The sequence below is a fragment of the Agaricicola taiwanensis genome, assembly GCF_014635245.1.
Classification (GTDB): Bacteria; Pseudomonadota; Alphaproteobacteria; order Rhizobiales; family Methylopilaceae; genus Agaricicola; species Agaricicola taiwanensis.
Genome location: NZ_BMCP01000001.1, coordinates 1358251 through 1371169, shown reverse-complemented (window position 1 = coordinate 1371169; position 12919 = coordinate 1358251). Strand labels below are relative to the sequence as shown.

Below are 12919 nucleotides of genomic sequence, written 5' to 3'. Positions count from 1 at the left end.
AACTGGAGTGCCATGAAGCACGGCAAGCCTCAAGCTGTCGCCATTCGTATTGGCTGGGCTTATCCGTCAGGTCTTTGCCTGGACCAGTGGAATGTCGACCACGATCCTCAAGCCTGGTGCATTGTCTTGCAGCTCGATGTCGCCATCATGCAACCGAACAACCGCGGCGGCCAAGCTGAGGCCGAGGCCGGAGCCGGGGCGTGATTTACTCTCCTCCAGACGCACGAAGCGTTCCAGCACGCGCATCCGGTCTTCTTCGGGAATGCCCTGCCCGCGGTCGGCAACAACGAGGCGCGCCTTGTCCCCCAACCGCTCGACGGTGACCGAAACCATGGAACCTCCTCCTGCCGCACCACCATGCTTGATGGCGTTGTCGAGCAGATTGGCCAGCGCCTGTCCCATCAGCTCCCGATGGCCATGGATCTCGACGGGGCCGCTCGCTTCCAGCTTCAGCTCCAAATCAGCCTCTTCCGCGACTGGCTCGTAGAGCTCGACCACATCCGTCGCCATGGCGGCAAGATCGATCGTCGTCATATGGTCACGTACGGCTCCGGCCTCGGCGCGAGCGATCAGAAGGAGGGCCTCGAAGGTGCGCGTCAGCCCTTCCGATTCCTCGATGATGCCTTCCAGAGCCACACGCCAGCCGGCTTCGTCGTGAGCCGTACGAAGCGCCTCCTCGGCCCTGTTGCGCAGGCGCGTCAGCGGCGTCCTTAGGTCATGGGCGATATTGTCCGAGACCTCCTTCAATTCACTCATCAGGATACCGATGCGATCGAGCATGGCGTTGGTGGCAAGCGCGAGTCGGTCGAATTCATCGCCGGCTCCCGTCACCATCAGCCGCTTCGTCAGATCACCCGCCATGATGCGCCGGCTCGTCGCCGTCATGGCATCCAAGCGATAGAGCACACGGCGCGCGACGAAGAAGCCGCCCAGGAGGCCGACGATGACCACCAGGGCAAGAGCGCTGAGCACCGAGCGGGTGATGACTTCCGCCACACGCCGACGTTCGCCGAGGTCGCGCCCGACCAGAAGGCGGAAACCTCCCGACAACACCTCGACACGGACATAGGCATCATCGCGGGCCACAATATCGCTGTCCGCGCGGCTATAGGGCACCTCGCTGACGCCTGCCTGATTGATAACGCCGGGAGGGATGGCGCCGATGTTGCCGATCAGCGGCTCTCCCATGGGCGAGGTCAAAAGGTAGAGAAGGGAATTGGCCTGCTTGGCGCGGTCTTCGACCACGACGACGAGCTGGCGCAGCCCGCCGAGGCGATACTGCTCGCGCAGCACGGCTATTTCCGCATCGACCGTCTCGGCAATCTGGCTCTGCACCAGGCGGCTTGCCTGCCAGACGCCGTAGCCGAGCGCCAGGACGGCCGCGAGTGCGAAGACCGCGAGAAGGCCGAGGGCCAACTTGAAGGCAGTGGTGCGGAGAAGCCTACCGAGCGCTTTCACGGACCACATATCCCGCGCCGCGGATGGTGTGCAGCAAGGGACGATCGAAGCCCTTGTCGATTTTGGAGCGCAATCGCGAGACATGGACGTCGATCACATTGGTCTGCGGATCGAAGTGGTAGTCCCAAACATTCTCCAGAAGCATGGTGCGCGTCACCACCTGCCCCGCGTAACGCATAAGGTATTCCAGAAGCCTGAACTCGCGTGGTTGCAGGATGATCTCCTGTCCATCGCGTGTGACGCTGTGCGACAGGCGGTCCAGCTCCAGCCCACCGACGCGGTATGTGGTCTCGGCGGCCGCGGGTGCGGTTCGCCGCGACAGAGCCTCGACGCGGGCCAGAAGCTCGGAAAAGGCATAGGGTTTGGTGAGATAGTCATCACCGCCGGCGCGCAGACCGGCCACGCGGTCATCCACCTGCGCCATGGCGGAGAGGATCAGCACGGGTGTGCGATCTCCCTCCTCCCGCAGCCGTTCGACAATGGTGAGGCCGTCAAGCTTCGGCAGCATCCTGTCGACGACCAGGACATCGAAGCTCTCGCCTCGCGCCAGGGCTAGGCCCTCTTCACCATCGGCGGCATGGGTGGCGGTATGGCCGGACTCGCGCAGGGCCTTGACCAGATAGGTCGCCGCAGGCGCGTCATCCTCGATGATGAGAATCTTCATGGTGCGGAAATACTCCTCCGACGCGGGCGGCGATCGGCCACCCGCGCCGGAAGCAAGTCTTAGCCGTGATCGGTGGGAATGGCCACGAAGCGGGTGCTGTCGCCCGACTTCACGCGCAGGAGCACCGCCTTCTTGCCATCCGCCTTGGCGGTCGACAGGATTTCAGCAACCTGCGAAGGACGGCTCACCTTCTCGCCGCCCACCTCGAGGATGATGTCGCCCGACTTCAGACGATCGACCAGCGCGCTGTCGGTCGCCACATCGGTCACCACGACGCCTTCGCTGCCGGCACCCGGCATGTTGCGGGCGGAGTCGAGCTCCAGGCCATAGTCAGTCAAGGCACGCGAGCCTGCACCCTTGTCCTGATCGGATCCGCGCGGATTATCGGCCTTCGCCATCTGCGGGTCATCCGGCAGGGTGCCCAGCTTCACGGTGATGGTCTGCTCCTTGCCGTCACGCCAGACGGTGAGCGCGGTCTCCTTGCCCGGCTCCAGATTGGCGATCTGGCGGGACAGTTCGCGGGGGCCTTCCACCACCTGACCATCGACCTTGGTGATGGCGTCGCCAGCCTTAATGCCGGCCTTGGCCGCCGGCGAGTCCGCCTGCGGTTCGGCCACCAAGGCACCCTTGGTGTCTTCAAGGCCGATGCTGGCCGCGATGTCTTCCGTGATCGGCTGAATCTGGATGCCGAGCCAGCCGCGCGTGACCGTTCCATTCTCCTTCAGCGAAGCGACGACGTGGCTGGCGACCTCGGACGGCACAGCGAAGGCGATGCCCACATTGCCGCCCGACGGCGAGAAGATTGCGGTGTTCACACCGACGACCTCGCCCTGCATGTTGAAGGTCGGGCCGCCGGAGTTGCCGCGGTTCACCGCCGCGTCGATCTGAAGGAAATCATCGTAGGGGCCGGAGCCGATGTCGCGACCGCGCGCTGAGACGATGCCGGCGGTCACAGTGCCGCCGAGACCGAACGGGTTACCGATAGCCACGACCCACTCGCCGATCCGCGGCGCTGCACCGGCCAGCTTCACGAAGGGGAAGTCCTTGCCGGCTCCATCAACCTTCAGCAGCGCAAGGTCGGTGCGAGGGTCGGTGCCGATGATCTTGGCCTTCAGCGTATCGCCGGCGTCCGTGGTCAATTCGACCTCGTCGGCATTTTCAACGACGTGATTGTTGGTGATGACATAGCCGTCAGCGGAGATGAAGAAACCGGAGCCCTGCGCCATACCGAAACGGCGGTGCTGGCGGGGTCCCTCCCCGCGCGGTCCGCGGCCGAAGCGGTCGCGGTTCGGGCTGTCCTGCTGAAAACCGAAATCGTCGAAGAAGCGGCGCAGCGGGTGATCCTTCGGCAGATCGCGGAAGAAGGGCATGTCTTCCAGGGTCTGGCTGGTCTGCGTTTCACGCTCGGCTGTCTTCACGCGAACGCCGACAACCGCAGGCTTCACTGCCTCGACGATGTCGGCAAAGCTCGGCGGCTGGTTGACGGCCGGCGCCTGGATGGGATTTTGGGCAAATGCCGGAGCGGAGGGGCCGAACACGGGCTCGACCGCCACAGCACCGGCGAGAGCCACAGCGAAGACGGAGCCGAGAAGGGCAATACGGCGGCGGTTCAGAACGCCTCCCTTGGAAGCCTTCGGCGCGCCTGCATCTTGATTGGTGGTCATGTTTGTTTTCTCCAAACCGAACTGGGCGAAACGCCCCTATTGGTTGGAACCATAAATGCTCCTGCCCGCCTTACGGCTCCATGACTTCAACATGAAATCTTCGTAAGGTTCAGGAGATCGGACCTTCATCACGGCCAAGCAGAGCCTTCAGCCGCTCTTCCTCGTCCTCGCTCAAACCCATCTGCCTGCCAGAGAGATGGCGACGGCGGCGCATGGCACGCGCGGACAAGGCAAGGCCCCCGACGAGGGCGAATACCGGGGCGCCCCACAGCAGCAGGGTCTCCCACGTCAGTCTCGGCCGCAGCAGGATGAACTCACCATATCGCGCCACCAGAAACCGCTTGATCTCCTCGTCGCTGTCCCGCGCCTCTATCCGTTCGCGCACCAGGGTGCGCAGATCCTCGGCGAGCGGAGCGTTGGAATCGACGATGGACTGGTTCTGGCAGACAAGGCAGCGGAGTTCCCGGAACAGAGCCTGGGCCCGCGCCTCCTCCGCCGGATCGGCCAATGGGGCGGCCATGACAGTGCCGGCTGAAAGGAGCACAAACAGCGCCATGCCGGGGAAAAGGCCGTTTCTCATTCGGCGGCCACCGGCACGGAGCGCGCGGCGGCACGCCGAGGCGCACCCAATCGCAGACGGCGATCCGCCAGCGACAGCAGGCCCCCGGCGGCCATGATGAAGGCGCCGCCCCAGATCAGAAGAACCAGCGGACGCCACGACAGGCGCACGTCGAGCGTTGTGCCGCCAGACCTTTCCCCGGTCACGACATAGAGCTGGCCCAGACCGAACGTGACGAGACCCACCTCCGTGGTTTCCATCCCGCGCGCGATGTAAATCCGCTTGGCGGCTTCCACCTCGCCCTTCTCCACACCGCCGCGCCGGATCGAGAAGACACCGGCAAGGTCGCGGTAATTGGAGCCGTTTCGCTGCTCGATCCGTTCAAGGGTCACGGTATAACCGCCGGCCTCGATACTCTGGCCCTGCGTCAGGGTGGCGCCGTGCTCTTCAAGTCCCGCCGTGGCGGCGACGATGCCGATCAAAGTAAGGCCGACCCCAGCGTGACCGAGTGCGCCCCCCCAGGCAGAGCGCGGCAAGCCAACCAGGCGGCGAAGACTTTCCGCAGGCGAAACCCGGCCGAGCCTGGAGCGTTCGACCAGTTCCGAAAAACCGCCGACGGCGACATAGGCACCCAGCGCGAGAGCCAGCATCGCCGGAATGGACGCGCCATCGACAAGGGCGATCAACACCATCGCAAGGAGTGCGGCGGCGATCATGAGGGCGAGGAGACGTTGAGCCGCCGCTCCGATGTCACCGCGCTTCCACGCCAGCAGTGGCCCGAACGGCAGCGCGATCAGGAGCGGCAGGAAGAGCGGGCCGACAGTTGCGTTGAAGAAGGGCGGGCCGACCGAAATCTTGTGCCCTGTCACCGCCTCCAGCGCCAGTGGATAGAGCGTCCCCACGAGAACCGTGACAGTAACCGCCGACAGAAGCAGGTTGTTCAAGACGAGCCCGCCTTCGCGGCTGATCGGCGAAAACAGCCCACCAGGCTTCAGCGCCCCCGCCCTTGCCGCGAAAAGCGAAAGCGATCCGCCGATGAAGACGGCGAGGATGATCAGGATGAACAGTCCGCGCTGCGGATCGACCGCAAACGCATGAACCGAGGTAAGGACGCCGGAGCGTACGAGGAAGGTGCCCAGCAACGACAGCGAGAAGGTAAGGATCGCGAGCAGCACGGTCCAGATTTTGAGCGCATCGCGCTTTTCCACGACGAGTGCCGAGTGCAGGAGCGCCGTGCCCGCGAGCCAGGGCAGCAGCGAGGCGTTTTCCACCGGATCCCAGAACCAGAAGCCGCCCCAGCCAAGCTCGTAGTAAGCCCAGTAGGAGCCAAGCGCGATGCCGAGCGTGAGCGAGATCCAGGCCGCCAGCGTCCAGGGCCGCACCCAGCGCGCCCAGGCTGCGTCGATGCGACCTTCGATGAGGGCCGCCACGGCGAAGGCGAAGGACATGGAGAAGCCGACATAGCCGAGATAGAGCAGCGGCGGATGCAGCGCCAGGCCGATGTCCTGCAGAAGAGGGTTGAGGTCCTGTCCCTCAATCGGAGGCGGGCTGACCCGCGCGAAGGGATTGGACGCCGCAATGATGAAGACAAGAAAAGCGGCGGCGATCCACCCCTGGACCGCGAGCACGTCGGCACGCAGCACCGGCGGAAGGCGCCTGCCGAAGATGACCACCAGAGCGGCGAAAAGCGCCAGGATCAGGACCCAGAGCAGCATGGAGCCTTCGTGGTTCCCCCAGACGCCCGAGATCTTGTAGATCAGCGGCTTCGCCGAATGCGAGTTCTGAACGACATTGAGCACGGAGAAATCGGAGGCGACATAGGCCCATGTCAGGGCCGCGAAGGAGGCGGCGATGAAGAAGAGCACACCCAGCGCGATCGGCCCCGATGTTTCAATGAGCGTGCGATCATGGGCGCGCGCGCCCCAGAACGGCAGGACCCCCTGCACGATACTGAGGACCAGCGCGAGAACGAGCGCGTAATGGCCGGCTTCGATGATCACCTTTCGCCCTCGCCCTTCCAGACGCCCTGTGCCTTGAGGGCGTCCGCCACCTCGCGCGGCATGTAATTCTCGTCGTGCTTGGCCAGCACCGTATCGGCCCGGACCGTGCCGCCGGATTCCAGCACGCCTTCGATCACCACGCCCTGGCCTTCGCGGAAAAGATCGGGCAGAAGCCCGACGTAGGACACCGGAACCGTGCTGCCGCCATCGGTCACGCTGAAGCGGATCGCGAGATTTTCGCCGCGCTCGATCGAGCCTTGGCCCACGAGCCCGCCGAGCCGCAGGCGCGAACCGCTGTCGATGCCGCCCGAAGCCACTTCGGTCGGCGTGCGGAAGAACACGATGGAATCGCGCAGTGCCGTGAGCACCAGCGCGAGCGCCAGCGACAGCACGGCGCCCGCCGCGCCGATCAGGATCAGCCGCCGCTGCTTGCGCGTCATGGCCGGGCTCCTTCAAATTCCTCGATCGCGCGCTCCACGAAAGAACGCCAGGGGGCATCCTCCGAACCTTCCGCAAGCAGTGCCCTCATATCCGCCGCAGCCCCTGCCCGGTCTCCATCCTGCGCCTTGGCGCGCGCCAGGAAGTAGCGCGCCCGGGCGTTTTCCGGATCTTTCTCAACCGCCCGCGAAAAGGCGGCTCTCGCCTCCGGGGTGACGATACCCTTGGCTTCGATGGTCAGGGCCTCGCCTCGTCCGGCCTCGCGCTCCGGGGACGAGCCGAGGAGACGGATGGCGTTGTCATAGGCCTTGGCCGCGTCGGTCGCCCGCCCCACCCGGAGGTAGACCGGCGCCAGCAGGTCCCAGCCCCGGCCATCATCCGGCCGCTGCTCAAGCACCTTTTCAACGCGGCCGATGAGGGCGGATGTTTCGTCGCCCATGGCGCGCTGCATCCGCTGGGCGCGCGGCCTATCGGGCATGTCGGGATTGCCGAAGGCGCCATAGATGACGGCCGCCGCAATGGGAACGCCCACGACGGCGATGACCGCCGCCAGCCGGCGGCGCCAGAGCGCGTCGCTCATGATCGGTCCGGCGCGGTCCACCGCCTGCAGAAGACGCCGCGCGACTTCGGCACGAAGGCCCTCGCTCTCTTCAGCGGCGACGGTGCCTTGAGCGCGCGCCCGCTCAACCTCCGCAAGCTGCGCGCGATAGACATCCACGTCGCTGATGGCCATGTCATGCTGCCGCCAGCCGAGCGGCAGCAGCACCATGAACATCGCCGACAGCGTCATCAGGCCGAAGATAATAAGGGCGCTCAATGGATCCTCTCAGCGCGGAGATACCCGCTTCAGGGCCGCCGCGCGAGTGACATGGGGTCGCGCGAAACGGTCCGAGGGGGCTATCGTCCGCCTGAACCGCCGGTTAGTGTTGTCGCCTGCATGCTCGTTTTACCCTTTCCCGCTTAACGACGCCCCACCGTGACGCGCCGCTATTCCTTTCTTTCCATCATGCGAGAGGCCTTGCGAAACCACCGCGGCTGGAAGCCGGCGTGGCGCAAGGCCGATCTGCGCGACCGCTACGACGTCGTGGTGATCGGCGGAGGCGGTCATGGCCTGGCGACAGCCTATTATCTCGCCGCCGAGTTCGGCATCACCAACGTCTGCGTGATCGAGAAGGACTGGATCGGCGGCGGCAATACCGGTCGCAACACCACCATCATCCGCTCCAACTATCTGCAACCGGAAAGCATGGCGCTTTATGGGCTTGCGCATAAACTCTACGAGAACCTGACCCAGGAACTGGGCTTCAACGTTTTGTTTTCCGGGCGCGGCCTCGTCAGCCTGGCGCAGACACGGCACGAACTCGATCAACTGACGCGGATCGCCGACGCGAACCGCCACTTCGGCATCGACAGCTGGCTGATCCCACCACAGGAGATTCGCAAGCATGTGCCGATGCTGGCGGAGGATTCGCGGAGCCGCTATCCGATCCTCGGCGCGCTTTATCAGCCACGAGGCGGGACCGCGCGGCATGATGCGGTGGCCTGGGGCTATGCGCGCGGTGCCTCGCAACTCGGCGTCGACATCGTGGAGAACTGTGCCGTGACCCATCTCGTCTCCGAAGGCGACAAGGTCGTCGGTGTCGCCACGACGAAGGGCACGGTCCTTGCCGGCACCGTCGCCGTGACGGCTGCCTCGGCCAGCGCCGAGATCACGGCCAGTGCCGGCGTGCGGCTGCCGCTCAGGGCGCAGACACTGCAGGCGCTGGTTTCGGAGCCGATCAAACCCGTCCTCGATGTCGTGGTGATGGCCGGCGCCGTGCATGGCTACGTGAGCCAGTCCGACAAGGGCGAGCTCGTCATCGGTGGCGGGACCGACAGCCAGATCGATCACAGCCGCAGGGGAGCGCCGCCCCGGATCGAGGAATCGGCGGCCGCCATGGTGGAGCTGTTCCCCTCCTTCGCGCGGTTGAAGATGATGCGGCAATGGGCAGGCACGGTGGACATGACCTCGGATCGCTCGCCCATCATCGGACCTGCGGGGCCTGCCAACCTCTGGCTCAACTGCGGCTGGGGCACGGGCGGCTTCAAGGCTATCCCTGGTTCGGGCTATGTCTTCGCGGCCTCCCTCGCCAACGGGCGTCCTCATCCGATCGCGGCTCCCTTCGGCATCGACCGCTTCCAGGACGGCCGCGTCATCGATGAAGATGCGGCCGCCGCCGTGGCGCACTGAGCAGGCTCTCCACATGCTCCTCCTCACCTGCCCCGTCTGCACGATTTCCGCCGATGAGCACGCCTTTACCTGCGGGGGCGATGCTCATGTCACGAGGCCGCAGAGCCTTGACCCCTCCTATGTATCGCCGGAACGGTTGGGCGAGTACCTCAACCTCGTGCCCAGCGCACGCGGCTGGTGCCGTGAGCAATGGCTCTGCCATGGCTGCAACAGCTGGTTCGTGCTGCTCCGCCATTCCGAAACAAACGAGATCGCATCGGCCTATCGGATCGGCGACGCTCCGCCAGCCTTGCCGGAGGGTGCGGCATGAAAGCCCCTCCCCACCGCATCAAGGATCAACCGGGCACGCGCTTCGGCCGCCTGATCGACCGCAGTCAGCCACTTGACTTCCGGTTTGACGGCCGACGCCTGACGGGTGTTGCCGGAGATACGGTGGCCAGTGCCCTCCTCGCCAACGGATTGAAGATCGCCGGACGCAGTTTCAAGCTTCATCGTCCGCGGGGTACGCTCGGCATCGGAGCGGAGGAGCCCAACGCCCTCGTCACGGTCGAGGAAGCCGGCCACCGGACACCGAACCTGCGGGCCACCATGGTCTCGGTCACACCGGGCATGGTGGTGGAAAGCCAGAACCGATGGCCGAGCCTGAGGCGCGATATCGCCGGCTTCACCAATCTGATGAAGCCGCTGCTGCCGCCGGGCTTCTACTACAAGACCTTCAAATGGCCGGCCAAGCTCTGGCCCTTCTATGAGCGCCTGATCCGAAAGGCAGGGGGGCTGGGCCGGGCGCCGGCGACAGCTCCTGACGATCGCTACGAACATGTCCATCTTCATGTCGATGTGCTGGTGGCGGGCGGCGGGCTTGCCGGCATCTGTGCGGCGGAGGCTGCGGCGGCCGAGGGCCTGACCGTCCTCCTTGCCGAGGAAACGTCGCGCCTCGGCGGCATCGCCGATGGTTACGACGGCTCCATCGATGGTCTTTTTCTCCTCGACTGGATCAGGGCGCGGGTGGCCGCGCTGGCCGCCCTGCCGAACGTGCATATCCTGACGCAAGCGCCTGTGGTCGCCCTCCACGAGCACGGCTATTCCTGGCTGGTTGAAAAGCTTTCCGGCCCAAGCGGCCCCGACGTGCCGCGCGAGCGGCTGTGGAAGGTGCGCGCGCGCGAAACCGTCGTCGCCACCGGCGCGCATGAAAAGCCGCTCGTCTTCCCCGACAACGACCGCCCGGGCATCATGCTGGCAACCGCCGCGCGGCTGAACCTGCGGCGCTACGCCGTGGCGCCCGGCCAACATGCCGTGGTGGTGACCTCAGGCGATGAGGGCTATCGCACCGCGCTCGATCTTAACGCCGCCGGTGTCGACGTCGAACTCGTGGTCGACCTCCGGCTCCGACCGGATTCGCCCATGGTCGATATCGGGAAAGCCATGGGCCTTCGTGTGTCTCACGGATCGGCACCGGTCGCCGTGGGATCCATCTGGGGCGGCGCCAGCATCGACAGCGTCACGGTTGCCAACCGGTTGGTGATCGAGGGCCCAGCGCTCAAACGCGAGATCTTCTGCGACACGGTGTTGATGTCGGGAGGCTGGAGCCCGGCGGCGCAGCTCATCGGCAACCTCGGCACTCGGCTGCCCTTCGATGCGGCGCTCGGCGCCTATCGGCCCGGCGATCTTCCCGCCGGTGTTCATGTCGTGGGCGCGGCCAACGGAGCCTTCAACGCCGCCGATGTGGCGGCGCAAGGCTGGCAGGCGGGCGAGGCTGCAGCGCTCAGGTTGAAGGCTGGAAAGAAGAGTCCCTTGAATCGGATAGCCGCTGACATTGACGTGACGCGTGATGATCCCGCTGAGCCCGTCGGCATGCTCCCCGACACCGCCAGGAGATCGGAAGAGGCGCGTGCCTTCGTGGACTTCCACAATGACGTCACCGTCGGGGATCTCAGGATCGCCGTTCGCGAGGGTTATCGCGATGCGGAACATGTGAAGCGCTATACCGCGCTTGGCCTCGGGCCGGATCAGGGCAAGACCACGCATGCCAATGCCGCCGTGGTGCTAGCCAAACTGACGGGCATCGACATTGAACGGCAGCCGCATGTGACCTTCCGTCCGCCCTGGACGCCGATATCCTTCGGCGTGATCGCCGGGCCTCGGCAGGGTCGAGGATTCCGGCCGATCAGGCGCTCGCCGATCGAAACGTTGATCGCGGGCGAGACCTCCCTGCGGGATTCTTCCGAACTGTGGCAGCGGCCGTCCTGTTACCCTCAGGTGGGCGAAGGTGAGGAAGAGGCGGTCCGCCGCGAGGCGCGCATGGTACGGTCCAATGTGGGCGTGATGGACGTCTCGACGCTCGGCAAGTTCCTGATGGCGGGATCCGATGCCGCGCGCTTTTTGGACCTGATCCTCTCAACCGATGTGGGGGATATGTTACCCGGTGCGGCGCGTTACGCGCTGCTGCTCGACGATGGCGGATTTGTCATCGATGACGGGGTGGTCGCCTGCCTGGCTCCCAATCGCTATCTGCTCACGACCACCACGGCTCGCGCCGAGAAGACCAGAGCTCACCTGGAGCGCTGGCGGCAGACTGAATGGCCGGGCCTCGATGTTCATGTGATCGATGAGACGGAGCGCTGGGGCCAGTTCCTCCTGTCAGGGCCGCAGGCGAGAGAGGTCCTGGAAACGATCGAGGGCGGCGCCGAACTCCTGGCCGGTCGGTCCGTCGCGGAAGGTCTTTTGGCGAACTCCCCAGCCCGCGTTCTTCGCACGCGCTATACCGGAGAGCGGTCGTTTGAAATCGCCGTTCCCACGGGTCGTACGCCCGCGCTCTGGTCTCTTCTGCGAGAGAAAGGTGCAACCCCCTTCGGGCTGCAGACGCTGGAACGGCTTCGGCTGGAGGCCGGCCATATCGCCATCGGGCACGAGACCGACGGCACTGTCACGCCATTCGATCTGGGGCTGGGCCATCTGGTGTCGGCGCAGAAGGCGGACTTCATCGGCAAGCACGGCCTGATGCGTGCCGATCTCACGAGGGCCAAGCGCAAGCAGCTGGTTGGCCTCATTCCGGAGGACGCCACCGTCGTGCCCGCACCCGGCACGCAGATCGTGGAAACACCAGCCGCCTCCCCGCCACGCCGGACCTCCGGCCACATCACCTCATCGGGATTCAGCCCCGCCGCTGGCCGTGCCGTGGCCCTCGCGCTGATTGCCAACGGCCGTTCCCGCATCGGCAAGACCGTGACCTTTTTCCATGCCGGTGAGGCGCGGCAGGCACAGGTCACCGAGCCTGGGTTCCTGAAAGCGAGGCCCTGATGCTGCAATGGACCGAAACGCTCGACGGACCGCGCTCTCTGGTCACCGGACAGACGATCGCTCTGGTAACGATCGAAGATCCCGGGTTTATCGAAATCCGGGGTCAGAGAAGCGACCGATCCCTGAGCAAAGCGATCAGGGCGCTGACCGGCTCCCCCCCACCTTCCGAGCCTTGGAGCAGCACGGGCAATGATCACTTGCGCCTGATCTGGCGGGGCCCAGACCGCTGGTGGCTTCTGCTGCCACGTATCGAGGCAACGAAGGTCGCGGCCGATTTCACCATGACCTGCGGCAAAAAGGCGGTCATCGCCGAGCTGACGGGTGCGGTGGCGGCGCTTCGGCTGGTGGGCGCCAGCGCCCCCGAGGTTCTGGCGCGTCTTTGTCCGCTCGATCTTACAGCTGTTGCCCCGCTGCAAGCGCGGGCCACCACGCTGAATGACATTCCCGTCACTCTCTTACGTGAGGCAGCAGGCGTGGTCTCCTGGCTGGTGCTGGTTCCACGATCGTTCGCTTTCGACGTCGCCCAGGATCTTGCGTGGGCCGTCAAAACCACCGCTCCGCTGGATCTGTTCGGAAAGCGGGAACCGCCGCCTGTCTGAATGGGACTTC

At 65.4% G+C, this 12919-nt stretch carries 11 protein-coding genes; 4 read left to right on the top strand and 7 right to left on the bottom strand.

The features are described 5' to 3' along the window. Positions 1-66: 66 nt before the first annotated feature. From IEV58_RS06645 to ccmI, 7 genes are all read right to left on the bottom strand, one after another. Positions 67-1467, bottom strand: coding sequence for a sensor histidine kinase (locus tag IEV58_RS06645; protein WP_229729216.1), 1401 nt, complete (start codon positions 1465-1467; stop codon positions 67-69). Further along, entirely contained in the window at positions 1442-2122 is a 681-nt protein-coding gene (locus IEV58_RS06640; RefSeq protein WP_188408871.1) for a response regulator transcription factor, read from the bottom strand. The genes IEV58_RS06645 and IEV58_RS06640 overlap by 26 nt, the downstream gene beginning before the upstream one ends. Positions 2123-2181: 59 nt before the next feature. Next, positions 2182-3786 carry a Do family serine endopeptidase gene (locus IEV58_RS06635; RefSeq protein WP_188408870.1) on the bottom strand — a complete coding sequence of 535 codons (1605 nt, stop codon included), beginning with the start codon at positions 3784-3786 and terminating at the stop codon, positions 2182-2184. 109 nt (positions 3787-3895) lie between these two features. After that, complete coding sequence (locus tag IEV58_RS06630; protein ID WP_188408869.1) at positions 3896-4366, bottom strand: cytochrome c-type biogenesis protein; 471 nt, start codon at positions 4364-4366, stop codon at positions 3896-3898. Beyond that, the gene (locus tag IEV58_RS06625; protein WP_188408868.1) at positions 4363-6345 is read right to left on the bottom strand and encodes a heme lyase CcmF/NrfE family subunit; all 1983 of its coding nucleotides are present in this window, start codon (positions 6343-6345) and stop codon (positions 4363-4365) included. The genes IEV58_RS06630 and IEV58_RS06625 overlap by 4 nt, the downstream gene beginning before the upstream one ends. Next, complete coding sequence (ccmE, locus tag IEV58_RS06620; RefSeq protein ID WP_188408867.1) at positions 6342-6785, bottom strand: cytochrome c maturation protein CcmE; 444 nt, start codon at positions 6783-6785, stop codon at positions 6342-6344. Before ccmE ends, IEV58_RS06625 begins: the two co-directional genes overlap by 4 nt. Beyond that, positions 6782-7600 (bottom strand): c-type cytochrome biogenesis protein CcmI, encoded by an 819-nt coding sequence (gene ccmI, locus IEV58_RS06615; RefSeq protein ID WP_188408866.1) that lies wholly within the window; start codon positions 7598-7600, stop codon positions 6782-6784. The genes ccmE and ccmI overlap by 4 nt, the downstream gene beginning before the upstream one ends. A 159-nt stretch (positions 7601-7759) precedes the next feature. Here ccmI and IEV58_RS06610 point away from each other — a divergent pair, with 159 nt between their 5' ends. From IEV58_RS06610 to IEV58_RS06595, 4 genes are read left to right on the top strand one after another with little or no spacing between them, the layout of a single operon-like run. After that, positions 7760-9013 (top strand): sarcosine oxidase subunit beta family protein, encoded by a 1254-nt coding sequence (locus tag IEV58_RS06610; protein ID WP_188408865.1) that lies wholly within the window; start codon positions 7760-7762, stop codon positions 9011-9013. Positions 9014-9026: 13 nt separating this feature from the next. Then, positions 9027-9323 carry a sarcosine oxidase subunit delta gene (locus IEV58_RS06605; RefSeq protein ID WP_188408864.1) on the top strand — a complete coding sequence of 99 codons (297 nt, stop codon included), beginning with the start codon at positions 9027-9029 and terminating at the stop codon, positions 9321-9323. After that, a complete protein-coding gene (locus IEV58_RS06600) occupies positions 9320-12310 on the top strand; it encodes a 2Fe-2S iron-sulfur cluster-binding protein (RefSeq protein WP_188408863.1) in 2991 nt (996 codons plus the stop codon). The genes IEV58_RS06605 and IEV58_RS06600 overlap by 4 nt, the downstream gene beginning before the upstream one ends. Beyond that, positions 12310-12909 carry an aminomethyltransferase family protein gene (locus IEV58_RS06595; protein WP_188408862.1) on the top strand — a complete coding sequence of 200 codons (600 nt, stop codon included), beginning with the start codon at positions 12310-12312 and terminating at the stop codon, positions 12907-12909. Before IEV58_RS06600 ends, IEV58_RS06595 begins: the two co-directional genes overlap by 1 nt. Positions 12910-12919 lie beyond the last annotated feature (10 nt).